Annotated in this window: 16 protein-coding genes and 3 pseudogenes; 12 read left to right on the top strand and 7 right to left on the bottom strand. The window is 42.1% G+C overall.

Annotation, left to right across the window (positions count from 1 at the left end):
• Positions 1 to 79 precede the first annotated feature (79 nt).
• Positions 80 to 1,344 (bottom strand): annotated as a pseudogene (locus tag AAZO_RS28825) (IS701 family transposase).
• A gap of 95 nt (positions 1,345 to 1,439) precedes the next feature.
• On the opposite strand from AAZO_RS28825, the pseudogene AAZO_RS04995 reads away from it, so the two are divergent.
• A pseudogene (locus AAZO_RS04995) lies at positions 1,440 to 2,075 on the top strand (Uma2 family endonuclease).
• Positions 2,076 to 2,293: 218 nt separating this feature from the next.
• On the opposite strand, the gene AAZO_RS04990 reads toward AAZO_RS04995, so the two are convergent.
• Both AAZO_RS04990 and hslO read right to left on the bottom strand, forming a co-directional pair.
• Complete coding sequence (locus tag AAZO_RS04990; RefSeq protein WP_041642617.1) at positions 2,294 to 4,372, bottom strand: coiled-coil domain-containing protein; 2,079 nt, start codon at positions 4,370 to 4,372, stop codon at positions 2,294 to 2,296.
• Positions 4,373 to 4,529: 157 nt separating this feature from the next.
• Entirely contained in the window at positions 4,530 to 5,435 is a 906-nt protein-coding gene (gene hslO, locus AAZO_RS04985) for an Hsp33 family molecular chaperone HslO (RefSeq protein WP_013190408.1), read from the bottom strand.
• Positions 5,436 to 5,551: 116 nt separating this feature from the next.
• Between hslO and AAZO_RS04980 the strand changes: the two genes are divergently transcribed.
• On the top strand, positions 5,552 to 5,938 hold the full coding sequence (locus tag AAZO_RS04980; protein ID WP_013190407.1) for a hypothetical protein: 387 nt from the start codon (positions 5,552 to 5,554) through the stop codon (positions 5,936 to 5,938).
• Between the two features lie 527 nt (positions 5,939 to 6,465).
• On the opposite strand, the gene AAZO_RS04975 is transcribed toward AAZO_RS04980, so the two are convergent.
• Together AAZO_RS04975 and hisD are read right to left on the bottom strand one after the other, a co-directional pair.
• A complete protein-coding gene (locus AAZO_RS04975) occupies positions 6,466 to 6,897 on the bottom strand; it encodes a universal stress protein (RefSeq protein WP_013190406.1) in 432 nt (143 codons plus the stop codon).
• A 174-nt stretch (positions 6,898 to 7,071) separates the two neighbouring features.
• Positions 7,072 to 8,397, bottom strand: coding sequence for a histidinol dehydrogenase (gene hisD, locus AAZO_RS04970; RefSeq protein WP_013190405.1), 1,326 nt, complete (start codon positions 8,395 to 8,397; stop codon positions 7,072 to 7,074).
• A gap of 392 nt (positions 8,398 to 8,789) precedes the next feature.
• On the opposite strand from hisD, the gene rpsT reads away from it, so the two are divergent.
• The 6 genes from rpsT (at position 8,790) to AAZO_RS28820 (ending at position 20,897) form a co-directional block, all read left to right on the top strand.
• A complete protein-coding gene (gene rpsT, locus AAZO_RS04965) occupies positions 8,790 to 9,074 on the top strand; it encodes a 30S ribosomal protein S20 (protein ID WP_041642611.1) in 285 nt (94 codons plus the stop codon).
• Between the two features lie 90 nt (positions 9,075 to 9,164).
• Entirely contained in the window at positions 9,165 to 9,950 is a 786-nt protein-coding gene (locus tag AAZO_RS04960) for a TatD family hydrolase (protein ID WP_013190403.1), read from the top strand.
• Between the two features lie 967 nt (positions 9,951 to 10,917).
• Positions 10,918 to 14,286 (top strand): DNA-directed RNA polymerase subunit beta, encoded by a 3,369-nt coding sequence (rpoB, locus tag AAZO_RS04955; protein WP_013190401.1) that lies wholly within the window; start codon positions 10,918 to 10,920, stop codon positions 14,284 to 14,286.
• A gap of 203 nt (positions 14,287 to 14,489) precedes the next feature.
• Positions 14,490 to 16,367 (top strand): DNA-directed RNA polymerase subunit gamma, encoded by a 1,878-nt coding sequence (locus AAZO_RS04950; protein ID WP_013190400.1) that lies wholly within the window; start codon positions 14,490 to 14,492, stop codon positions 16,365 to 16,367.
• 121 nt (positions 16,368 to 16,488) lie between these two features.
• Complete coding sequence (locus tag AAZO_RS04945) at positions 16,489 to 20,616, top strand: DNA-directed RNA polymerase subunit beta' (RefSeq protein ID WP_013190399.1); 4,128 nt, start codon at positions 16,489 to 16,491, stop codon at positions 20,614 to 20,616.
• A 110-nt stretch (positions 20,617 to 20,726) separates the two neighbouring features.
• Positions 20,727 to 20,897, top strand: a complete 171-nt coding sequence (locus AAZO_RS28820) for a transposase family protein (RefSeq protein WP_081462892.1) — start codon at positions 20,727 to 20,729, stop codon at positions 20,895 to 20,897.
• A 1,176-nt stretch (positions 20,898 to 22,073) separates the two neighbouring features.
• Here the strand turns inward: AAZO_RS28820 and AAZO_RS28810 are convergent.
• Both AAZO_RS28810 and AAZO_RS04935 read right to left on the bottom strand, forming a co-directional pair.
• Positions 22,074 to 22,459 (bottom strand): annotated as a pseudogene (locus tag AAZO_RS28810) (DUF4277 domain-containing protein); the annotation flags it as partial.
• A gap of 508 nt (positions 22,460 to 22,967) precedes the next feature.
• Complete coding sequence (locus AAZO_RS04935; protein WP_041639489.1) at positions 22,968 to 23,234, bottom strand: hypothetical protein; 267 nt, start codon at positions 23,232 to 23,234, stop codon at positions 22,968 to 22,970.
• A gap of 314 nt (positions 23,235 to 23,548) precedes the next feature.
• Here AAZO_RS04935 and AAZO_RS34910 point away from each other — a divergent pair, with 314 nt between their 5' ends.
• The 4 genes from AAZO_RS34910 (at position 23,549) to AAZO_RS04920 (ending at position 26,265) form a co-directional block, all read left to right on the top strand.
• Positions 23,549 to 23,698 carry a hypothetical protein gene (locus AAZO_RS34910; RefSeq protein WP_187289601.1) on the top strand — a complete coding sequence of 50 codons (150 nt, stop codon included), beginning with the start codon at positions 23,549 to 23,551 and terminating at the stop codon, positions 23,696 to 23,698.
• Between the two features lie 132 nt (positions 23,699 to 23,830).
• Entirely contained in the window at positions 23,831 to 24,034 is a 204-nt protein-coding gene (locus AAZO_RS04930) for a hypothetical protein (RefSeq protein ID WP_013190398.1), read from the top strand.
• Positions 24,035 to 24,868: 834 nt separating this feature from the next.
• Positions 24,869 to 25,414, top strand: a complete 546-nt coding sequence (locus AAZO_RS04925; protein WP_013190397.1) for a GIY-YIG nuclease family protein — start codon at positions 24,869 to 24,871, stop codon at positions 25,412 to 25,414.
• A 479-nt stretch (positions 25,415 to 25,893) separates the two neighbouring features.
• Positions 25,894 to 26,265 carry a hypothetical protein gene (locus tag AAZO_RS04920; protein WP_013190396.1) on the top strand — a complete coding sequence of 124 codons (372 nt, stop codon included), beginning with the start codon at positions 25,894 to 25,896 and terminating at the stop codon, positions 26,263 to 26,265.
• Positions 26,266 to 26,293: the final 28 nt, after the last annotated feature.

Below are 26,293 nucleotides of genomic sequence, written 5' to 3'. Positions count from 1 at the left end.
TGCAAAGGTGCAGAGAAGAGATCGCAAAGAGAAGGATGACCGCAAAGAACATATTTAGATAGCGGAACTGAAACAAAAATCAAGCCCAAATGCAGCCCAAACTAGCTTGATAAGAAGGAAACACGTCCGGATTCCAGTTGAACCAATCAGTAAATAGAAAAGATATGGCTGTTCTCAACGCTTCTAAAGCTTCAGTCAAGGTATTCAAAGGTTTCTTAGCCCACCTTGGTCTTAATCCTCCAGTCCACTGATGGCAAAGAATAAAAGTGTAGGCACAGCAAACCAAAATAAAATGGCGCAGTCAACTGCTATTATCTCCAACTTGATATTCTTTGAGTCCTAACCATCCCTTGGCTTCCCTGTAAACAACTTCTACCCAATTTCTTTGAGAATATGTATCAACTATCCATGGGGGTGTGACAATTGATGAAGAAATATTGGGCATAAAGTCGCCAATATCAGTGGCTTGAGAGAAAGTCGAAGCCTTGATGAAGATAGCAATATTCCCCTTTCCACTTAAGGCTGATATTTCTACTTCTTTAGTTACTACCCATAATGTTTTGGGTTTATCTAACTGCAGTTGAATTTCTGTAAAAGCCTCTTGGGGTAAACTTTGTGCTAATTTATATAACCTAATTATTTGTGGACTATCCTCTTAGTCACTGGCAAGGACTTTGGGATTTCTAGCTAATCCTCCTCAATACTTTAAATGCCGATTTTCTATCTTTAATAAGGAAGAGCTATTGTGGCCATATCCAGGATCTATAATTACTATTCCTGGTTGATAAGCACGGCTCAAGGTCAGATCTATTAATTTAATTCCTAACTCAGGTTTATTCTCAAATATAGGGTCTTGTTTCCCTTTGGGTCAAGAATCAGCGTGGTGATATAACTCTATATGTAATGGTAAGCTTTTACTGCCATCATATAGATGTGTTGTTACTACTACTATTCCATTATCCCTTGTCCCAATTTCTTCAATATATTGTCTTCCTACTCCATCCCTAAAATTCCCCCTTTTTCTATGGACAGAATCATCAATTATTAAGCTAAATCCTCTGGTGATTCTCATCTGACTACACTTGTTCATCATCTCTAACCGACGGTCATTGACTTGGGAAATGGACCAAGGTGCTTCAGTTAAAACGTGGTGTAATCGGTGGTAGGTCACCCCTAGGGTATTCTCTGCCATTTTAAATAGGTTTTTTCTCTCACTTTCACCCAATCATCCCCCTAAATAATGTCTAAACTCTCTTTTTTGCGCTTGATGAGAAATACACCATCAAACCTTTAACACCATCTTTTAAACCATGGTGACATTGCTGTGGCAGTGGTTTCTTTCATCAGCTTCTTTTAACGTGAAATCTACAGCTAAATCCCATTGTACTCCTTTTTACTCTTAACTTTTGTTTAAGTCCCGATAGTAAATAACTTGAAATATGGTAACAACAGCAACACCGACAGAAACCAGAATTTTACTAGACAACATCAGCTGGCAGACATTTAAAACCATGCTAGGTGAAATTGGTTCAGAACGGGTAAATGGAATTTCTTACCACCAGGGAAATCTATAAATTATGACTCCACAAAAACCCCATGAAAACTCCAATCGTTTAATTGAGATTTCTGTTGGGGTATTCTGTGAAAAATTGGGGTGAGAAGTTAACCGTTCTGGTTCACTTACATTAACCAGAGATGATTTAGAATATGGTGTAGAACCAGATAGCAGTTATTACATCCAAAATGAATTATTAGTCACAGAAAAATAGAATATTGATTTAGCATGTTATCCACCACCAGACTTAGTGCTAGAAGTAGAATATTCAGGACCTAAAATAGATAAACTTAAGCTTTATACTGCAATGGGAATTCCTGAATTTTGGCGTTTTAACGGAACTAGATTAAGAATCTACATCCTGACAAATTGGCAATATTCAGGAATCCAAATTAGCCATACTTTTGCACCTATCCAAATCACAGAAATTCCTCCATTTATTGCAGAAAGTACAAAGATTGGACAAATGGCCGCAACTCGCGCTTTTTGCACTTGGGTTAAAGTAGCACTAAGTGAATAATATTCAACAAAAAAAGGGGCTGATTTAATACAGTCCCCTTTTTTTATTCTTAATAGACCTATTGCAAAATTGTTTCTGTGCTATGATAGAGAGTATTAGATTTTATGTATTTTTGGTGTTCTTTGGGCTGGCTAATTCAAACATAACCCTGTAAGTCTAACTTTTGGCTAAAACATAGATAATCGTTTTTTCACTAATTACCAATTACCAATTACCAATTACAAGCCATCACTAATTGATGATGGATATTGTTCAGCTTCAGGTGATGGTTCAGAAGATGGTATAGGTGGTGTCCGAGGTATGATAAATTGTTTCCAAGTTCTAATTTGCTCCTGAGCATCTCTGTAAGCAGAGCTACCACGAGGAATTAACCTAGCAGTTTCAATGCTTTTAGAAACATCAAACTCGCTTTGGGAACGTGCCATTTGTAACAACTGTTGACTCCATTGATCAATAGCCACATTCGCATCCATGCGTAAAACGTTACGATTAGAAACCCGGTCAACTAACCGTATTGCCTCTGCTAAAGCTTCTGGTGTGCCAGTAATTGCTACTTCTCTAGCTTTTTTCCAGTTTTCTTGAGCGCGGATTTGTTCTTGCCAAGTATCAACGGCTGTTTGTGCTTCACTAGCAAGCGCCCTTCCCGATGAAGCAATTTTTTGAGCTTCTCTAATAGCAGTGTTTAAATCCCCGCTATCAGCAATGATTCGTGCTTGATCTAAGTAAGGTTGATCTTGAATTTGTTGTACTTTAGCAGTCCAGTTACGGACTCTTTTCCGTGCTTCTGGATATAATGCACGACCAGAGCGAATTTGATTTGCCTCTGCGATCGCAGCCTGTAAGGAACTAATATCGTCTAATAAAGCTATTTGTTCAGCCCGTTCTAAGTAAGGTCTATCTTCAATAGACTCTACTTGTCCACGCCAGCGGTTCACCTCCTGACGTGCTTCCTCAGCACGAGGATTACTATCGGGAATCATCTGCACTTCGGAAATTGCCGCCGTTAACTCGTTAATAGTACCTTGACTAGCCAGGGTTCGTGCTTTTTCTAACCGAGAAACATCTTGAATTTCTAATTGCCAACGCGCAATCAGTTCTTGTGCTTTCTCATATACTTCCCTAGAAGCATCAATTTGTTGGGCTTGGGAAATAGCAGCCTCTAAACCAGAAACCGTTCCTGTCCAAGCACTCCTTTGTGCTTCACCCAAAACCACAAAATCATCAATTTCTGACTGAAATTCAGGAATAGATGGAATTTGGCGCACAATTTCTAATGCTCTATCCGCATCCCGCTTATCCATCTTGGCTTGTGCTAATTTCAGGATCTTGCGTCCAAATACAGGAATCAATTCCTGCGCTTTTTGATATAGATAACTATCCGACTTAATAGACTCAGCTAACTTAATAGCTGCTAGGACATCATCTACTGAGCGACTATCTGCTAAACCTTCAGCCTTGTAGAGGCTATCACCATCTTCCCGTGCTGTGACAATGATGCGATTTAGTTCATCATACTTAGTAGTTGCCCAATATTTATTATTAACGCGCAGAAGTTTGGATGACAGGATAAAAGCTGATTGCCAATGCCTTTGACCCAGTTCTTTTAATGATTCTTGGTAAATTTCTTCTGCGTTTGACCAAATCAACAGCCATTTAGTAATTTGCTCTTCTACTATTTTCCGACCTTCCAAATCTTCAGGAATTTGCCGTGAAGTAGCGATCGCTTCCTCTAAATTACCAGATTGGAAACTCTGATCAGCCAACCGTAATATATCCCGTGACCACTCCTCTAAAAAACTATTAATTTGCCCTCTGAGTGGATGATTCTGTGGCAATTCCTTCACTAGTGTGATCGCTTGCAGTAAATCATTTACCGTCTGCTTAGAAGCTGCCAATTGAGCACAATGTAAGCGCACCGATGCACTAGCTAAAGGCCAAAATATCTCTGGACAATTTGGTGCTGATGGCAGCTTGAGCAATATTGACATTGATACAAATCCAATGCTGCTAGGAATTAACGTCAACATTATTGACCACAGCACCCAGCTTTTCATCCAGCTTGGCAATTTATCAGTTATATTACTGAGCTTAAAGGTCTTATCTGAATAGGTTTTTATAAGTAATCCTTCTGTATTTTTCTCTTGTTGTTGCGTCACTAATTTAAATTTAGAACCAGTAGCTGGGACACCAGATGATTGAGTAGTCCCGACTTCTGGAGTTCGGGATAATCTTGTGTTTTGATCTGGCTTTCTGGCTCTGGCTGGAGACCAACTATCTGAAATATGCCGATCTGTCATCCTCTCACACCAAAGTAGTTGAATAGCAGCCATTCTCACACTGATAATTCCATTTTTGCCATAGTAACTTTGTTTCTCATCATTAAAAAGCTATTTTTTTCATCTTCTATCTCCACAGATAACATTTATATGTTAGATTTTTGGTATTATTTTATACCTATTCCGCAATAAAAACTTCCTTCTTTAAATCAGCAATTAGTTGTGCTAGATTATCACTACTTGCTTGATAAACAGTGCCACAAAAATCACAAGTTGCTTCTGCACCATCATCTTTAAGAATCATATCTTGTAATTCTGCTCCCCCCAGCATTTTCAACGCTCCTAACACCCGGTCAAAAGAACAACCGCAATGGAAGCGTAGAATCTGACTTTCTGGAAAGATGTTTAAACCCATATCTCCCAGCAAATCACCAAAAATTTCAGTCAGCGTCTTTCCAGCTTGCAACAACGGCGTAAAACCGGATAAAGCAGATACCCTTGATTCCAGCATTGCCACCAAAGCTTCATCTCTAGCCGCTTTAGGCAACACTTGTACCAGTAGACCCCCAGATGCAGTAACCCCACCAGACCCCACAAACACACCTAAAACCAAAGCTGAAGGTGTTTGCTCGGAATTTACCAAATAATGAGCAACATCATCGCCAATTTCCCCTGAAACAAGTTCAAGTGTACTAGAGTAGGGATAACCATAGCCAATATCCCGAACAACATAGAGATACCCACTACCCACAGCACCGCTAACATCTAGCTTACCTTTAGCATTAGGAGGCAATTCCACCGTTGGGTTCTGCACATAGCCCCTTACTGTACCATCCAAGCCCGCATCTACCAATATACCACCTAAAGGCCCATCGCCCCTAACCCGCACATTGACCCTAGACCCAACACGCTTCATACTAGAAGCCATCAACAAACCTGCTGACATCGTTCTTCCCAGTGCTGCTGTAGCCACAGAAGACAGTTTATGACGTACTCGTGCTTCCTCCGTTAAGCGTGTAGTAATCACACCTACCGCCCGAATACCCCCATCTGCTGCTGTCGCCCGCATTAATTGATCCGCCATGAAAACCCTTAAAATTCTTAACAAGATGACTTTTCTATTTTAGGTCGTTTCGTGACTGGGGAAGATGGGGGGAATTTTCGCAATCACCAATCACCCATTACCAATTACCAATTACCATGTTAGGTACTATTCAACAGAGCCAACTGCGAATTGAAATCCAAGCATCAGCTGATGCAATTCACAACAGTCTATTACTCCCAGCACAATTGGAAAAATGGCTAGTAGGACAAAGTTTTTCTCTGGGAATGCCGGGAAAATTAACATCTGGATCTAATTTTACTACCGCCACAGGACTAGTTCAAATCCATCATCACGTAGATGTAGCTAAAACCAATTGTCTGCGGTTGCTACTCAGCGGTGGAATTGACGGTTTTCATGAGTGGTATTGGGGGGAAGGTTGGGTACAGTCTCGTTTGGAAGGGATATCTATTTTACCTTTGAATTTAGGTCAGACGCTGAATTTGTTGAGTTTGCGTGAATTTTTACGCAATACAGGAGGTTGAAAAGGTATATCTGAACGCATAATAACGCAGGAATAGCTTGTTTAATGAAGGGTGGGTTGTTCGCGTTAGCATTGCGAAGTAAGGGAACTTTAACGTAGTGTGCAGAAGGCATAACCCAACAAACCAACGGACATTAATTACTGTTGGGGTATCACTACCGCTCAACCCAACCAACAAATAAATCATGATAAATTTTTGTAGAGGCGTTGCATGAAACGTCTCTACTTTAATGGTATTCATAAATAATAATGAAAAACTTTCAATTCCAACCAGGATTTAAATTAGAGGTGGAGTGTTTGGGGAAAACTCAAGTGTGACACTTGCGTAAGTCTGACCAAATACACTTATTCACTATTTACTAACATGAATTGTACAGGCACATTTGTTTTTGCGTTATCTGCTGTATTTTAAAAGTATTTGAGAATTAGAACAACTATAGTAGCTAGAAAAGACACATCTTTACAAGAAAAATCTGCTTCTTTGTGTCTTTATCTCGAAGAAAATCTATATTTTGAATTAGTACTACCCTAGTTTCTCGCTGGTTTTACCACTAACACTGAACAATTAGCTGCTTCCATTACTTGAGTGCTAACAGAACCCTGGACAATTCTATTCATTCCCGTTAAACCGCGACTTCCAATCACAACTAAGTCGGCTTTGTAAATATTAGCTAGTCGAATAATTTCATCAGCAGGATCACCCATAACTAGTTCTAACTCACTTTTAACTGATAATCTTTCTTGGTAAGATTGCATCTGCTTATCAATATTAAAATAAGAAAAGTTTGGTAAATCTGGCTGAGGACGATCAGCGGGTAATTCTATTTCTGACTCTGGTGCAGGAAATACATGACAAAGAATCACATTAGTGTTTGGCGATAATACCAAATAACCTAAAGTCTGAATTACTCGTTCAGCAATTTCCGAACCATCCAGAGCTACTAAAATAGTGTTTAACACCGCTTTTTTCTCCTCAAGAGTAGACCTCTTAAATGATCACATTAAAGATTCTATTGGTATACACACCAATAATTTTGTGAATGTGAGCTTTATTTTGGTAAATACACAAGGTAACGATAGTGAGCTATGGAGTAGCAGTTGTCAACCGCATTCAAGTAAAATAGGTATTCTAAATTACTCTGCCTCCTGAACTCGCCTTCTGACTGAATCAGCATGGGAAGTTAAACCTTCAGATGTAGCTAAAGAGTCAATAGCATTAGCTACTTTGTTCAGTGCAGTTGGTGAGTATTGGATAATACTAGAATGTTTGAGGAAAGTTTCCACGCCTAATCCAGAAGCATAACGAGCCGCACCAGAAGTCGGCAAGGTGTGGTTGGGTCCGGCTAAATAGTCTCCCACCGCTTCTGGTGTTGAGTAACCCAGGAAAATGGCTCCAGCATGGCGGATTTGAGAAATTAAAGACCAAGGATCTTTAATTTCTAACTCTAGATGTTCAGGTGCAAACTCATTGGAGAGTTCTACTGCTGCTTCTAGGGATTCAACTACCACAATTAAGCCATAATGGGCGATCGCTTTTTCTGTATCTATCCGTCGTGGGTGATCCACCAGTTGTCTATCTACAGCCACTTGGACTTTTTTTGCCAAACCAGCATCTGTGGTTAACAAAATCGCCGCAGCCATTGGATCATGTTCGGCTTGCGCTAATAAGTCCGTGGCTACATGAACGGGATTGGCTGTTTGATCGGCAATAATTAGCACTTCGCTAGGACCTGCCAAAGAATCAATACCCACTGTTCCATAGACTAGCTTTTTGGCCAAAGTGACATAAATGTTACCTGGTCCAGTAATCACGTTCACTTTCGGGATAGTTTCTGTACCGTAAGCTAAAGCTGCGATCGCTTGAGCGCCCCCAATGCGGTAAATTTCTTGTATCCCAGCTTCTTGTGCAGCTACTAGAACCGCTGAGTTAATCGTTTTCCCTCCTCGTGCTGGTGTCACCATCAATATCCTGGGTACACCTGCTACTTTGGCTGGAATAGCATTCATTAACACTGTACTGGGATAGGAAGCGCGACCTCCAGGAACGTATAAACCTGCCCGATCTACAGGTGTATAGCGTTTACCCAGCACTACTTCATCATCGCCAAAGTGTACCCAGCTTTTTGGTACTCGCTGACGGTGAAACGCTTCAATTTGGCGACAAGCTAGCTGAATAGCTGCTAACAAATCCTTTGATACCTGTTGGTAAGCTGCATCCAGTTCTGAACCAGTCACCCGTAGTTCTTCTGGTTGCAAGGTTTGATGGTCAAATTCGGCTATGTAGTGCAGTACAGCTTTATCGCCTTGGCGTTTAACTGCCTGCAACACTTCCCGCACGGTTGCTTCTTTATGAAGCAATTGTTCATCCTGGGTGCGTTCGCCTTCGGCGCGTTGTACACGTTCGCAGATACGTTGTAGTTCGGTTCTAACGTTTGCCTGCTGAGTAATAATTCGCAGCATGGAGTAAGGACAATGCCAAAATTAGAATGTTCCCGCTTGAAAACCAGTTTTGCCTTTCACCCATTCAGGCCTAAAGCTGACTCTGATTCTCTTCTCTAGCTTAACCTGGATTTTTTTGATACTCCCAGGATAATTATTTACTTTTTTCTTTAAGGTTATTTATCTTAGGATAAGATATTTTAAGCCATTTCCCATTGGGAAAACACACCCAAATGTGGGGATTTTTTAAGAAGATAGGCAAAGATGGACTAATGGGCAGATAAATCGCTTTCTGTCTTCTGCCTCTAGTTACCTAATTTTTTTTCAGAAATGATAACATTGGCGGTTTGGATGCTATATTAGTAAATCTAGTAGTGTGTGTACACAATTATATAGTCTTTTTGGAACTGACTGTGGCGAATACAAAGTCTGCTCTCAAACGCGCCCAAATCGCAGAACGTAACCGACTGCGTAATAAAGCATATAAATCAGCAGTGAAAACGCTGATGAAAAAATACTTTGCTGCTGTTGAAGTCTATACAGCCAATCCTACTCCAGAATCAAAACAAGCAGTAGAAGAGCGGATATCCGAAGCTTACAGCAAAATTGACAAAGCTGTGAAGCGGGGGGTACTTCATCCCAACACCGGAGCTAGGAAAAAATCAAGACTGGCCCATAAGCTCAAACCAACTGCTTAAACGGCAACGGCATAGTAGTCATTAGTCATTAGTTACCAGCTAAGAGATTAATGACTTACAACGTCCCCAGCAATGACTTCTGACTGAATCATGCAATTAGTAGACACCCACGTACATCTCAACTTTGACCTTTTTGAACCGGATTTAGCAGCAGTGCGATCGCGTTGGCAAGAAGCAGGGATAGTGCGTTTAGTGCATTCCTGCGTTCACCCAGAAGAGTTTGCCAGTATTCAAGCCTTAGCTCACCAGTTTCCCGAAATCAGTTTTGCTGTTGGTGTGCATCCACTAGATGCAGCTAAATGGAATCACCAGACAGCAGAGAAAATCAAATTTCTAGCCAGTTCTGATTCTCAAGTGGTAGGGATTGGGGAAATGGGACTAGACTTTTACAAAGCAAATAACTATGAACAACAGTACATGGTGTTTGAGGCACAACTGGCGATCGCATCTCAACTTAACTTACCAGTGATCATCCATTGTCGTGATGCAGCACCAGAGGTAAGAAAAGTCCTACAAAAATGGAGTGAAAGCCAAGGACAAAGAGCGCGGGGTGTAATGCATTGTTGGGGAGGAACACCAGAAGAAACCCAATGGTTTCTGGACTTAGGCTTCTACATAAGTTTTAGTGGGACAGTAACATTTAGAAACGCGAAAACTATACAAGCATCAGTGAGTATAGTGAGTAGCGACAGATTATTAATCGAAACAGATTGTCCTTTTCTCGCTCCCACACCGAAAAGAGGCGAAAAACGCAACGAACCCGCTTATCTTGCTTATATAGCAGAGCAATTAGCCAAATTACGGGGAGAAACAGTAGAAGCCATAGCCCAGCAAACTACCTATAACGCCTGCCAATTGTTCGGTCTGTCATTATAGATAAAACGGGAGCAAAGGGACAAGGGGGAAAGAATTCTTCTTATTCTTTTCTTCTAGTGAACTCCTTCCTGATAGCATACCCTGTGGGAAGTAAGCTACACGCAGTGTATCGTAGGCATAGCTTGCGTGACGAACTAGGAGTCACGCAAGCTATAGCCATACTCCTGAATTATGAGTATTCCTTTGAGCAGATGGAAGAATTGGCAAAAATAAGACTAAAGAGGACAAAACTGTGCTACGATTATTCCCCCTAAAACAATTTGCTTGCGCCATAATTATAAAGGAAGGAATTTGTAACTAGTTTCTGAAATGGACTGATTTTAAGTTGGTATAAAATCTATGTAACTCATAGGCGATTTGTACTTCTTGCTCACTAGAAAAACCAAAAATTCACGGACATCTAAACTATCTCTACAAGCAGATGCTCTCAATAAATAACAAACCCTGGCAGTCTAGGCTGATATGGACTTTTTCACAACATTGGATTTCTCTGTACTGAAACCTATAGAAAATTATTAAATATAAGCGCCTTGTGAATAAAATTCAGCAAAATAAATCCATCCTGATTCAGAGACGACTTTCGCGGATTCTTCATTTTTGGGATCTAACAGTGAGAATAGATAAGATTTTGTGACAATAGAAAGCGTGTGGATGTGCATAGATTAATTAATAATGCGCTGTTGTTGGAGGGGAAGTGAGGAAAACAAATCAAACTCAGCAAGACATACCGTTGTTGAATCAACTTCCTAGCTGGATTCTAGCAGTCCTAACTGCTCTTCAAGGGCGATTACCCCCTTGTCAAAAGCACCCACTCCAGATTTAATTGCTGCGGAAATTCCCCACCAGTAAATAACAGGTGGTGTCAGGATAAGTTTCCCAACAGCTTGCTTAATAGTTGCGCTTGGTCGGGAAAATTACCCAAGCAGTGTTCAAGGGAAAGTTTAACCAGGTTGACAAAGGTAGAGGCATGACTAACGAAACGTATATGGAATCCGCCTTTCTGTTACCCGACTTGATTGAAATCCAGCGTTCAAGCTTTCGCTGGTTTTTGGAAGAAGGGCTAATAGAAGAGTTGAACTCCTTTAGTCCAATTACAGACTATACAGGGAAACTAGAACTGCACTTTTTAGGTGATAAGTACAAACTTAAAGAACCAAAGTACAGCGTCGAAGAATCGAAAAGGCGGGATAGCACTTATGCAGTTCAAATGTATGTCCCCACAAGGCTTTTAAACAAAGAAACAGGGGATATCAAAGAACTAGAAGTATTTATAGGTGATCTGCCTTTGATGACAGATCGGGGTACGTTTATCATTAACGGAGCTGAGCGAGTCATTGTCAACCAGATAGTGCGATCACCAGGAGTTTATTACAAATCAGAACTTGATAAAAATGGACGACGTACCTATTCTGCCAGCTTAATACCCAACCGGGGGGCATGGCTGAAATTTGAAACAGACCGTAACGACCTAGTGTGGGTACGCATCGACAAAACCCGGAAACTTTCAGCCCAGGTACTCCTCAAAGCCTTAGGATTATCAGATAACGAAATCTTTGATGCCCTACGCCACCCCGAATACTTCCAAAAAACCATCGAAAAAGAAGGGCAATTTTCCGAAGAAGAAGCCCTAATGGAGTTATACCGTAAACTACGTCCAGGTGAACCACCCACCGTATTAGGCGGACAACAACTCCTAGACTCACGCTTCTTCGACCCGAAACGTTATGACCTCGGTCGTGTCGGTCGCTACAAACTCAACAAAAAACTCCGCCTTTCTGTCCCCGATACCATGCGCATCCTAACCCCTGGGGACATCTTAGCCGCAGTAGATTACCTAATCAACCTAGAATATGACATTGGTAGTATAGATGATATTGATCACCTCGGAAATCGCCGGGTTAGAAGCGTTGGAGAACTGCTGCAAAACCAAGTCAGAGTAGGGCTAAACCGTTTAGAACGGATAATTCGAGAACGGATGACAGTATCTGATGCCGAAGTTTTGACACCAGCATCTTTGGTTAACCCTAAACCCTTAGTAGCAGCAATTAAAGAATTCTTTGGTTCTAGCCAACTAAGTCAGTTTATGGATCAAACCAATCCATTGGCAGAACTAACCCACAAACGCCGTCTCAGCGCCTTGGGTCCTGGTGGTCTAACAAGAGAACGGGCAGGTTTTGCAGTGCGAGATATCCACCCCAGTCACTACGGACGGATATGCCCCATAGAAACACCAGAAGGGCCAAACGCAGGATTAATAGGTTCATTAGCCACCCATGCCCGTGTTAACCAATATGGATTTTTAGAAACCCCCTTTAGACCAGTAGAAAATGGCAAAGTGCGGTTTGATGTGCAGCCAATTTACATGACTGCTGACGAAGAAGACGACCTGCGGACAGCAACAGGTGATATTCCCGTAGATGAAAACGGCTACATCAAAGGGCCACAAGTACCAGTACGTTATCGTCAAGACTGGGCGACAACAACACCAGAACAAGTGGATTATGTAGCAGTATCACCAGTGCAAATTGTGTCTGTTGCCACCAGCATGATTCCCTTTCTGGAACATGATGATGCTAACCGGGCGCTGATGGGTTCCAATATGCAACGGCAAGCTGTACCCCTACTCAAGCCAGAACGTCCCCTAGTGGGAACAGGCCTAGAAGCTCAAGGCGCGAGAGACTCCGGAATGGTGATTGTTTCCCGTACCGATGGCGACGTTGTGTATGTAGATGCAGCACAAATTCGGGTGAGAGTCCGGGGTGATTTGTCAGGAGTCACGGGTAACTTGATAGGCGGAAAACAACAGACAAACGAACAAGGACAACAGGTAACAGACAAAGAAATTAGATATGTATTGTCCAAATACCAACGTTCCAACCAAGACACCTGCCTGAACCAAAAACCCCTGGTTCGCATTGGCGAAAAAGTCGTAGCCGGACAAGTGTTGGCAGATGGGTCTTCCACCGAAGGAGGAGAACTGGCACTAGGACAAAACATTGTCGTGGCTTATATGCCCTGGGAAGGCTATAACTACGAAGACGCGATTTTGATTTCTGAGCGCCTGGTGCAAGATGACATTTATACCTCAATTCACATCGAAAAATATGAAATTGAGGCTAGACAGACAAAGCTGGGACCAGAAGAAATCACCAGAGAAATTCCCAACGTGGGGGAAGATGCCCTCAGACAACTAGATGAACGGGGAATCATCCGCATTGGTGCCTGGGTAGAAGCTGGAGACATTCTGGTAGGAAAAGTCACACCAAAGGGTGAATCTGACCAACCACCAGAAGAAAAACTGCTGCGGGCTATCTTTGGTGAAAAAGCGCGAGATGTGCGAGACAACTCCCTGCGAGTTCCCAATGGAGAAAAAGGCCGGGTCGTGTATGTGCGGTTGTTCACCAGAGAACAAGGGGACGAACTACCACCAGGAGCAAATATGGTGGTGCGGGTGTATGTTGCCCAAAAACGCAAAATCCAAGTCGGCGACAAAATGGCAGGTAGACACGGCAACAAGGGGATTATTTCCCGCATTCTCCCCGCTGAAGATATGCCCTACCTGCCTGATGGTTCACCAGTGGATATTGTCCTCAATCCCTTGGGTGTACCCAGCCGGATGAATGTTGGTCAAGTATTTGAATGTTTATTAGGTTGGGCGGGTCACAATTTGGGAGTCAGATTTAAGATCACTCCCTTTGACGAAATGTATGGGGAAGAATCTTCCCGCAGGATTGTGCATGGCAAGCTGCAAGAAGCTAGGGACGAAACTGGCAAAAACTGGGTATATAATCCCCATGATCCCGGCAAAATTATGGTCTATGACGGACGCACTGGCGAACCCTTTGACCGTCCAGTGACAGTGGGTGTAGCTTATATGCTCAAGCTGGTGCATTTGGTGGATGACAAAATTCACGCCCGTTCCACAGGACCATACTCCCTTGTTACCCAACAACCTTTAGGTGGTAAGGCGCAACAAGGTGGTCAAAGATTTGGAGAAATGGAAGTGTGGGCGCTGGAGGCCTTTGGTGCGGCTTACACCTTGCAGGAATTATTAACTGTCAAATCCGATGATATGCAAGGTCGGAACGAAGCCCTCAATGCCATTGTAAAAGGTAAGGCCATTCCCCGTCCTGGTACTCCTGAATCCTTCAAGGTATTGATGAGGGAGTTGCAGTCCTTGGGCTTAGATATTGCTGTGCATAAGGTGGAAACCCAAGCCGATGGCAGTTCCTTGGATGTGGAAGTGGACTTGATGGCAGACCAAGCCTCCCGCCGTACTCCACCGCGCCCCACCTACGAGTCCCTTTCTCGTGAGTCACTGGAAGAAGACGAATAATTCAAAATTCAAAATTAAGAAATAATTTTTGGGTTTTGGATTTGAGTTTTGAATTTGATTATTTTCGTTATTCAAGAGTTCAAAGTTCAAATTAGAGAACTGAGGTTGCAACAGGAAATTAGAGATTTTTGTGAATACCTGTTCAAAAGTATGAATTTTGAATTCTTGTCTCCATGTTTTTGAATTTTGAATGTTGAATCCTTATGAGATCCGCCCAATCTAATCAATTTGACTACGTAAAAATTGGACTAGCATCACCAGAACGTATCCGCCAGTGGGGTGAGCGAACTTTACCTAATGGTCAGGTGGTGGGTGAGGTGACAAAGCCAGAAACTATCAACTACCGGACTCTGAAACCGGAGATGGATGGTTTATTTTGTGAGCGCATTTTTGGACCGGCTAAGGACTGGGAATGCCATTGCGGTAAGTATAAACGGGTACGTCACAGAGGTATTGTTTGTGAACGCTGTGGTGTGGAGGTCACAGAATCACGGGTGCGCCGCCACAGAATGGGTTTTATTAAGCTGGCGGCTCCGGTAGCTCATGTTTGGTATCTCAAGGGTATCCCCAGTTATATTGCTATTTTGTTGGATATGCCCTTGCGGGATGTGGAGCAAATTGTTTATTTCAACTCCTATTGTGTGTTGGCTCCTGGTAATGCTGATACTCTCGCTTACAAACAACTGTTGAGTGAAGACCAGTGGTTAGAAATTGAAGATGCCATCTATAGCGAAGATTCCCAACTAGTGGGGGTAGAAGTAGGTATTGGGGCAGAAGCACTGCTGCGGCTGTTGGCAGATATTAATTTGGAAGAAGAAGCAGAAAAACTCAGAGAGGAAATTGAAAACGCCAAGGGACAAAAACGGGCGAAGTTGATTAAACGCCTACGGGTGATTGATAACTTTATTGCCACTGGTTCTAAGCCAGAGTGGATGGTGATGGCAGTGATTCCGGTGATTCCTCCCGATTTGCGCCCGATGGTGCAGTTGGATGGTGGTAGATTTGCGACTAGTGATTTAAATGATTTATACCGCCGGGTAATTAACCGCAATAACCGTCTAGCCAGACTGCAAGAAATCCTTGCGCCAGAAATCATTGTCCGTAATGAAAAACGGATGTTGCAAGAAGCAGTAGATGCGCTGATTGACAACGGTCGTCGGGGTAGGACTGTGGTGGGAGCAAATAACCGCCCCTTGAAGTCGCTGTCAGACATTATTGAGGGTAAACAAGGTCGTTTCCGGCAAAACCTTTTGGGTAAACGGGTGGACTATTCTGGACGTTCGGTAATTGTGGTGGGTCCCAAGCTGCAAATTCACCAGTGCGGACTGCCTAGAGAAATGGCTATTGAGTTGTTTCAGCCCTTTGTAATTAACCGCCTGATTCTTTCGGGGATGGTGAATAATATCAAGGCAGCCAAAAAGCTGATTTCTCGCAATGACCCCAGTGTGTGGGATGTCTTGGAAGAGGTGATTGAGGGACATCCGGTGATGTTAAACCGTGCGCCCACTCTGCACCGTTTGGGGATTCAGGCTTTTGAACCGATTTTGGTAGAAGGGAGAGCGATTCAACTCCATCCCCTAGTATGTCCCGCTTTTAACGCTGACTTTGACGGCGACCAAATGGCGGTTCACGTACCTTTATCATTGGAAAGTCAGGCAGAGGCGAGATTGTTAATGTTAGCTTCTAACAATATTCTTTCACCTGCGACGGGCAAACCTATTGTCACCCCTAGCCAAGATATGGTGTTAGGGGCTTATTACCTGACGGCAGAAAACCCTGGTGCTACCAAAGGGGCTGGGGGTTACTTTACTTCTCTAGATGACGTGATTATGGCATATCAGCAAGAACAGGTTGACCTGCATTCTTATGTTTATGTGCGGTTTGATGGAGAGATGGAAACCAGTCAACCAGATACTGAGCCAGTGGAAGTAATAGAAAATGAGGATGGCACCCAGACTTTAATGTATAAGTTCCGCCGTGTCCGTCAAGATGCCGAAGGTAATTTAATTTCTCAGTATATCTACACTACCCCTGGTCGGGTAATTTATAACAAAGCAATTCAAGAAGCTTTAGCAAGTTAGGTAATTAGTGATTGGGAATTTAGTGAGCAACTGTCCACTGACTAATGACCAAGGACTAATGACCAAGGACTAATGACCAAGGACTAATGACCAAGGACTAATGACCAAGGACTAATGACTAATGACTGAAAAAATGATTTTTCGTAACCTTGTCGTTAACAAGGGTCAACTGAGAAACTTAATTTCCTGGGCATTTACCCATTATGGGACAGCGCGGACAGCGGTGATGGCGGACAAACTCAAAGATTTGGGTTTCCGGTATGCCACCAAAGCCGGGGTTTCCATCAGTGTGGATGACTTGATGGTGCCACCTTCCAAGCGATCACTCCTAGAGGCAGCAGAAACGGAAATTCTCAGCACAGAAGCCCGGTTTAAACGGGGGGAAATTACGGAGGTCGAACGATTCCAGAAGGTAATTGATACCTGGAACAGCACCTCCGAAAGCCTGAAGGATCAGGTGGTTTCACACTTCAAAAAAACCAACCCCCTCAACTCTGTGTATATGATGGCCTTTTCTGGCGCACGGGGTAACATTTCCCAAGTCCGGCAATTGGTGGGGATGCGGGGACTAATGGCAGATCCTCAAGGGGAGATTATTGACTTACCAATTAAAACCAACTTCCGAGAAGGATTAACAGTTACAGAATATATTATTTCTAGTTATGGAGCCAGGAAGGGACTGGTGGATACGGCCCTGCGGACTGCTGACTCTGGTTATCTCACCCGGCGGTTGGTGGATGTATCCCAAGATGTGATTATTCGGGAATTTGACTGTGGTACAACCAGAGGCATTCCTTTGCGGGATATGACCGAAGGGGCAAAGGTGTTGATTCCCCTGTCCACCAGATTGATGGGGCGGGTAGTGGCAGAAGACGTGGTGCATCCGGTGACTGGAGAAGTTATTGCACCCCGCAACACACCAATTTCTGATGATTTGGCAGCAGTGATTGGCAAATCTGGAGTCAAAGAGGTGATAGCGCGATCGCCCCTCACCTGTGAAGCAGCCCGTTCTGTTTGTCAACACTGTTATGGTTGGAGTTTAGCCCACGCCAAAATGGTAGACCTGGGTGAAGCAGTGGGGATTATTGCCGCCCAGAGTATTGGTGAACCTGGAACCCAGTTGACCATGCGTACCTTCCACACCGGGGGAGTTTTCACTGGGGAAGTTGCCCAACAGGTGAGATCCAAAATTGACGGGACAGTGAAAATTTCTCGCAAGCTGAAAACCCGTCCCTATCGCACCCGCCACGGTGAAGATGCCCTCTATGCCGAAACCAACGGCACATTGGTATTGGAAGCCAAAAATCCAGGGGTGGAAAACCAAGAAATTTCTATCACCCAAGGTTCAACCCTGTATATTATGCCAGGGCAACAGGTAAAAGCGGCACAGTTGTTGGCAGAAGTCGCCCTGGGAGGCAGAACCGCCAGAGCCAATACAGAAAAAGCGGTCAAAGACGTGGCTTCCGACTTGGCTGGGGAAGTGCAGTTTGCCGATGTGGTGGCAGAACAAAAAACCGACCGTCAAGGCAACACCACCACTACCGCTTCCAGAGGGGGATTGATTTGGATTTTGTCTGGGGAAGTGTATAACTTACCACCAGGTGCAGAATTGGTAGTGAATAACGGTGATGCGATCGCTTCTAATGGAGTCTTGGCAGAAACCAAATTAACCAGTGTCCATGGTGGGGTAGTGCGTCTACCAGAAGCCATACCTGGCAAAGCCACCAGAGAAATTGAAATTATCACCGCCTCTGTAGTCTTAGACCAAGCCACAGTGACAGTCCAGAGTTCCCAAGGACGCAACCACTATTTGATTCATACAGGGGAAGGGTACACCGAACAGGGAAGAGGTGCCAGAAATATCAATGAAGAAGATACCTCTTCACTATCACCTTCTTCCCAGACTTTCAACCTCCGGGCTACACCAGGGACGAAGGTCCAAAATGGGCAGGTGGTAGCGGAATTGATTGATGACCGTTATCGTACCACTACCGGTGGGTTCTTAAAGTTTGCTGGCATTGAAGTCCAGAAAAAAGGTAAGGCTAAATTAGGCTATGAAGTAGTCACTGGTGGCACACTGCTGTGGATTCCTGAAGAAACCCACGAAGTGAACAAAGACATTTCTTTGTTGTTGGTGGAAGATGGGCAGTATGTGGAAGCTGGGACAGAGGTGGTGAGAGAGATTTTCTGTCAAACCAGCGGAGTGATTGAAGTTACCCAGAAAAACGACATCCTCAGAGAAGTGGTGATTAAACCAGGTGAACTGCTGATGGTGGATGATCCAGAGGCAGTATTGGGGAGGGATAACACCTTTGTCCAACCAGGAGAGGAATTCCAAGGCACAATAGCCACCGAACTGAGGTATATCCAATACATAGAGTCCCCAGAAGGCCCGGCATTATTAAACCGTCCGGTAATTGAATTTGATGTACCCAACAATCCCGATGTGCCTTCGACTTCAGTGAGTCAACAAACAGGCCGTTCCATTCAGTTGCGAGCAGTGCAGCGTTTGCCCTACAAGGATTCGGAACGGGTCAAATCTGTAGAAGGAGTGGAACTGCTGCGGACCCAACTGGTGTTGGAAATTGAGCAGGAAGGGGAACAAGACCACAACGCCTCACCTCTGGCTGCGGATATTGAACTAGTCCCAGATACAGAAAATGCTCAGGTTCAAAGATTGCAGTTAGTAATTTTGGAATCTTTGGTAGTGCGGCGAGATATCACTGCTGATGCCACCCAAGGCAGCACCCAAACGACATTGGAAGTGGAAGATGGGTTAACGATTGCCCCTGGTGCTGTGGTGGCACGGACACAGATTTTGTGTAAGGACGGCGGTGTAGTCCGTGGTGTCCGCAAAGGCACAGAAGCAGTGCGACGCTGTTTAGTGCTGCGCGACAGCGACATGATTACCATCTCCAGCACTGCTGCACCCAAGGTTAAAAAAGGCGACCTGTTAGTGGAAGGTGCAGAAATTGCCCCTGGTGTATTTGCACCAGAATCAGGACAGGTGGTAGAAATCAGGAGGCAGGAGGCAGGAGGCAGAAGGCAGGAGGCAGAAAATTCTTCTGCACTGATAACTGATAACAGTTCACTGATAACTGTCCGGGTTGGTCGTCCCTACCGAGTCAGTCCTGGTGCAGTGTTACAAATTGAAGATGGGGACTTGGTGCAACGGGGTGACAACTTGGTGCTGTTGGTGTTTGAGCGAGCCAAGACAGGAGACATTATTCAAGGTCTGCCCCGGATTGAGGAACTGCTGGAAGCTCGTAAACCCAAGGAAGCCTGTATTTTGTGCCGTCGTCCTGGGGAAGTAAAGGTGGTGTATGGTGATGGTGATGAAGCATTAATCTCACGAGAGGCCTATGCCATAAAAGTTTTGGAATCCAATGGTGTGGTGACTGACTATCCCCTTGGTCCTGGACAAAACCTGATGATTCCTGATAGCGCTCATGTCTTGGCTGGTCAACCCCTGACTGACGGACCCTCCAACCCCCACGAGATTTTGGAAATTTTCTTTAGTCTCGGTTCTGATGATGGTATTTATGCCTGTGCTAGTCATGCCTTGCAGAAGGTACAAAGCTTTTTGGTGAATGAAGTGCAGATGGTGTATCAGTCTCAAGGCATTGACATTGCTGATAAGCACATTGAGGTGATTGTGCGGCAGATGACCAACAAAGTCCGCATTGACGATGGTGGAGATACGACCATGTTGCCTGGTGAGTTGGTGGAATTGCGCCAAGTGGAACAGGTGAATGAGGCTATGTCCATTACTGGTGGTGCCAAGGCGCAATATACTCCTGTATTGTTGGGGATTACCAAGGCTTCGTTGAATACTGACAGCTTTATTTCTGCGGCTTCTTTCCAAGAAACTACCAGGGTGCTGACGGAAGCAGCCATTGAGGGTAAGTCTGATTGGCTGCGGGGTTTGAAAGAAAACGTGATCATTGGGCGGTTGATTCCTGCTGGTACAGGTTACAACACCTATGATGAACCCAGCACCATTGAGGACTATGGTACTGATTTGGGTACTGGGGTTTTGGATGAGGTTGATGACCCGTTGGATATGGTGCTGGATGACCGCACTGCTAAACTTTATAGCTTAGATAGTCCTAGTTTGGTAGATGGTAGCTATGGAGGTAGACGGGGAGAAAGGTCAATTTTGGATGATGATGATTTGATTGCTGATGAGGTCAGTGACCTTGTAGATGATGATGATGATGATGATGATGATGATGATTACTATGAATAATAAAGTCGATTCCCGACGATAGTCTCAATTGAGGTAACCGGCAATAATTTGAAAGGTAAAAGATTAAATTCTTTTGCCTTTTTTTAGTAATTACCATAGGATAATAACTTATTACCACAGCTTACAAAAAGCTAAAAAAGGCCGAACTTTCCGAAACTGAAGAAGAAGAGAATAAGGAATTATCTTCTAGAAGAATTTTTGTTGAACATCTCATTTGTAGGGTGAAAATTCTTCGAGTTACCAGTGACAGATTTCGTCTAGCTCGACATCCTTATAGTTAGGTGATAGAGACAGTATTTGGATTAGTTAGGTTACATCTAAATGCTTCATTTATACTAAGCCATAATATTTGAATTATCAGATTTCACATTTACCTTTTTAGAAGGCCATGTTTCTCAAAACTTTTGACAATTTTGAGGCTTTCATCCCCAAACCCTAATTCTTACGTTCAGTAACGATAGCTATTTTATCTCAACTATATCTCCTGTCATCCCTTCACAGTAAGCTTCTTAGCTTTTATGGACAGGTCTATTAATTATTTACTCAAAAATTAAGTCCTTTACGTTTACACCAATACAAATATGGGTATATACTGAGTTGCGAGACTGAAATATTTTCTCTGAAGCTGGTGAAATTCAACAACTGAGTCACCAACACAGAAGAATAAGTCTAACAACTTGCTCCCGCTGTAGCTCGGTTGTGGTTATTGTCTTTAGTAAGTTGGGTGCAAATAAAGCAGAAATAATCAGAAGTAATTTCTGGCAACAACCCCTAGAAAGTTCTACTACGGGGGTTGGGTAAATTTATAGCGGGCAATACACAACTTCCAAAAGCCCTTTTAACTCCTGGGACATACCAGCGCCGAATCAGTGTGCACCGCATCCCTTTCTCGTTCAGCCTAAAACTGAGCCTGGTCAGCCCCAACAAAACCAAACAGCAGAAGAACAGACTCAAAAAGGAGAGGTAAAGCAGTATAAAAGTACCTTTATAGCCCACATTCCGCACTTAAATCAGTAGCATAAATAAACTAAATTAATAGGTAATTCAGAACTATAGGTTTTAAAAATCCAGTAGCCATGATAATATAAATTATCCACGTCAAAGTTCCAGCTTTCTTATTGTCTAAAAAAAGCTAGTTAGACAACAATCTTAAATTTGAACTTTTCAATCACTTATGAAAATACAAGACTATGCAATAGTGAATTAGAGATTTGAAAACTAAGAAAATAAATAATACTTTTGACAAGCTGTAGGTAGGATTCTGAACTTGACAAAGTGCCTCTGTCAAGTTCAGAATCCTATGAACTCCTTGTGTAATCAGAAAATTAATCCCTTGAAAACATACGCCAGTTGCTGCCTCTTTCAGAGGAGCTTCCCTAACAAGTCGGGGAACCCACCCAACGCACTGGCTCTGAAATATTCAATAATTCCTGTCCTAGATTATTTAGGTAATTATTATACTCTCCATGCAAATGCAATGAGGTTGAATCTAAATGGGAATATTTGGTTGCTACTCCATATTTTTTTGCTAGTTCTAAGGCAATTATTAGGAATAATTGAGTTAATCCATATTTGTATGGATTATCCATTACTCTGCCTATTTTATCATCATTTAAATCTTCGCCTTCAATTCCCACTCCTAATAAATGTTCTATGGCTTTTTTCTCAGAAAATCGAGGAAATAAATATAATGGTCTCCATAGAAAACCTAGTCCATAATGATTGCTTTGACTATTTCTCCTGTAGTCACTTTCTCTCTACTATCTATTAAGAATATCTCATTGATTTTTCCTACAGTTCCTATCTCATCTATTATTCCTGCTATTCTTCCCAAGTGCTCCAATTTATTACTCTCAAAATCTTATTTTCGGTAATTTATATTTTTGGGTATTTCTATTTAGTTCAGGCTTATTTATATTCATTTTCTCATCTTTTACCCTGAATTTATTGTCAATACTTACGAGTTCTAAGTCGTTGGGAATTTCTATTGTATTGTCTATTTTTTTTACTATTTAAATTATGTGTTTACTACGTAGCTTTTTGTAATTACCTTATACATGTATATGTACTACGAAATGAAGTGCGAAATCTGGGTTTAAAGATAGTAATCTGCTGGACTCCTTTGGGGGAAACCTATCGAGTAATGCTAAAGATGCAACAGCGCAAGCTGCTGGCCCGGTTGCCGAGAAAATGAAGGAAGCATCTGAAAGCAGTGGAGTGGTATTACACCCAAAGAAGTCAAACCATTAGAGAAGCCGGAAGCGGGATCCAAACCCCCTGATATAGGTGCAGCTTAAGCCAGTCAAACAGCAATAAGAATCAGGTGAAAAAGGATACCGGACATTTTGGTCTTATGTTAGTCCCAAAACCCTTTCAGAAGAAACACCTTTCAATGAAGAAAGATCTGAGAGTATCACCGATTTCTTTAAAGATTTAGTCAGTGGTAGTCTGAACGTTACTGCTAAAGAATTTGCCAATAAATCTATCGGGGCCATATCCAACTTCTTCCAAGAATTAACCCAAGATACCCCAGAAGTAACAACCGACAACAACACTTTAACACAACCAATTTTCCAGGTAATAGTTAACTTTTTTACCCAAGAAGATTGGCCATTCACCAAAATTCAAGCAAAAGTAGCCTTGCCTCTGGGGTTTCAAGGAGGAGATGGCAGATGGAACTGCTACGCGGAAGCTAGATAAGAAGAGGAAAAAAGAATTCGTTTTTTATTCGATTTGCCGCCAAAATGCCCCAAGATCTTAACGAATCGCTGTAGCTGAGTTCATTGGTAGAGGTAGTTTTGGTATAGTTATTGGCAAGTTTGAAATAGATTTTAGTGATGGTGAGATTTGTTATAAAACTAGTATTGATGTAGAAGGTGATAGACTTAGTTTTCCACTTATCAAACGTTTGGTTTACACTAAAATAGCAACGATGAACGAATATATGCTAGAGATCATATCTGTAATTTCTGGGGATGTGTCGGCAGAAAAACCAATTAACCAAATTGAACTAATTCCAGATATTTCCCAATCATCAGATGAACAAAAACCGGTTTTAGTTGTTACACCTACTGAAGACTGAAAAGAATTAACCGTTAACTCAAGTTCGCCACCAGAAATACAGCAACAGTCAGAGACAATCCTGGAAAGACAATCTCATATATTAGCCAGAATAGCACCAGATGAAATTGGTCAATTACACCAAGCATTGCAAATGCTGGAACCTTATCAGCGTAAACAAACCCAAGCAATTTTGGAGAAAGTCAAAAGATTAATGATTGCTAGATTAGGTGATGTGGGAACAGAAGTATTTGATAAAGTATTTAGGTTCTTTACCAAAACTGAATTTCCGGCAGTAATTCTCAAATTAATCCAAATGGAGAAGCATGGGATAGTTCTGATATCAACCTATGTATAGGAAATTCGGAAATACTATTTGGTCAGATTAACAGGCGCCTGGAAGAACTACCTACAGATAAGTTGCTAGGTGATAAATAATTAATATATTTATTTGAGAGTGAACGATTTAGACAGCAGTTAGGCTTTTTTGACAAATTGATCAAAAATCTCCCTGAAAATCCTCTAGATGGAGTTGGATTCCAACCAATAAATATTTTCCACTAGGCTGATTCCAACTTTGCCACCGATATTGATGGCATTTATCAGAAAACTAAGTCAGATCTTGAAGGTGTTCTGAAGGGGTTAGACACAGAGGTAACAACCAAATTTAAGACCGGTGCGGATAACGCTAAGAGTAAACCACAAAATAAGTTATCCTGTCTTGTCATACTGATAGCGCAGCATGGCGTAAGCCATGGGTAAATTAATGCAGCGAAGTATCCGGAGATTCTTCACTATTTGGATGATCGTAATTATGTCAGTCCTGTAAAAACTATCGCAAAATTAAGAATTTTGAATTTTAACAGAGTTTTAAGAATAGAAATAGAGAAAACTACTATTATTAGCAGATGTAAAGTTTAATCTGCTTTAAACTGAATTTGTATACTTAGTGTTCACTTCTAAGAGAACTGCACAAAAAGAAATACCCAATGTCATTTTGAAGGTTCGGGGAGCATCTCTGAAAGAGATAGTGAAGAATCTCCGGATACTTCGCTGCATTAATTTACCCATGGCTTACGCCATGCTGCGCTATCAGTATGACATAAGTCCTAGTTTCACCAGTTTGGAGTATATCAATTACTGAGACAAATAGCAAATTTTAGTAAATTTTAGTAAATTTTAAATTTCGATTATGACTACTGAAACTAATCTTCCTACTTTAGCCAGTCTAGAATATGTTGCTTATATTGATGATGTTGGTGAATTACCAGAACAATTCCAAGGTCAAATAGGAGTTTATGCTATTTTTAATCATGAAAAAATTCTCCAATTTGTTGGTTATTCTCGTGATGTTTATCTCAGTCTGAAGCAACATTTAGTCCGTCAACCAAATGAATGTTATTGGGTGAAGGTACAAACTATTGAACGTCCTAATCGCACGCTTTTAGAGAATCTTGCAAATGCTTGGATATCTGAAAATGGTCCTGTTCGTTTAGCAACTGCTGAAAATAAAGAAAACTGGATTGATCCTATTAATACTCTGCTATTAATGACAGATGAAGAAAAGACTAATTATCAAAATCCCTTAATTGATGATTTGGTAAAAATGAAACTTGTTAAAAATGTAGCCCGGCGTGTTGAAGCTGAAATCTTAGAGGTATTAAAAACACGGGGTTTAAAAACTCAAATTCGTTTTAATCCTAAATTAAAAGAAGAAGGTTTGCTGGATTTGAAATAACGAAGAAGATAATAGACCTATTGCAGAATTCTGTATGTGGTATGATAGAGATTTTTGGATTTTATGTATTTTTGGTGTTCTTTGGGCTCGCTAATTCAAACATAACCGTGTAACTCTAACTTTTGGCTAAAACAAAGACAATAGCCTATTGTATCATAAAATCAATTCTCCAAGAGGTCTAATTAATTGGTACTTGGAATAAGTAGGAAGGCATAAAAAACCGTAGACGGGCAGCAGCTTCTCAGAGAGTAGTATGTAACGAAAAGTAAAATTGACCACAACCTCTTCCCTATTGCCTCTTGCCTTGTCATAACGACAATTTTCAACACCCACCTACTTAATTCGTCATTCTTCCCTTTGCTCCCAATATGGTTTAGATAAGCCTCTTTCTCTCCCTCTGCTTCTCCTGACTAAACAGATAATCTTCCTTAAGTGAACCTTATTAAGCCTGCTCTCTACTCCTATTCCCCATTCCCTGCATGAACTACGAAATAGCACGAAAACTACTCATAGATCAAACAACAAACGAGGAAAACTCAGATGCCTTGTTCAATCATCTTAAACAAGGGAAACCACCAGTACCTGGTCAAATTACCTCAATTTTGTTAGCCTTGAAGGTTATATTTGAAGCATTAAAAGATTATCCTGGTTTGGATAAAGAACTGGCTTTTGCTTTATATAAATTAGGTATTAGAGGTTTACAGTTATTTGCGGCGGGACGCAAAGCTGGTGTTGACTGGCCGCCATTGTTGCAGGAAGATTTGCAACGTATTTCCTTAGCTGCTGAAAGTATTTTTTGTGGCAAATGGCAAACTTTAACTCTGGGAGGTAAGATGAAGGATGAAGGATGAAGGATGATTCAAAATAGTGCCTCCGGCA

Origin of the sequence: 'Nostoc azollae' 0708 (assembly GCF_000196515.1) — a bacterium.
In the GTDB taxonomy this organism is placed as follows: Bacteria; Cyanobacteriota; Cyanobacteriia; order Cyanobacteriales; family Nostocaceae; genus Trichormus_B; species Trichormus_B azollae.
Note: the sequence above shows the minus strand (reverse complement) of the source record. Positions and strands in the feature narration are given on the sequence as shown.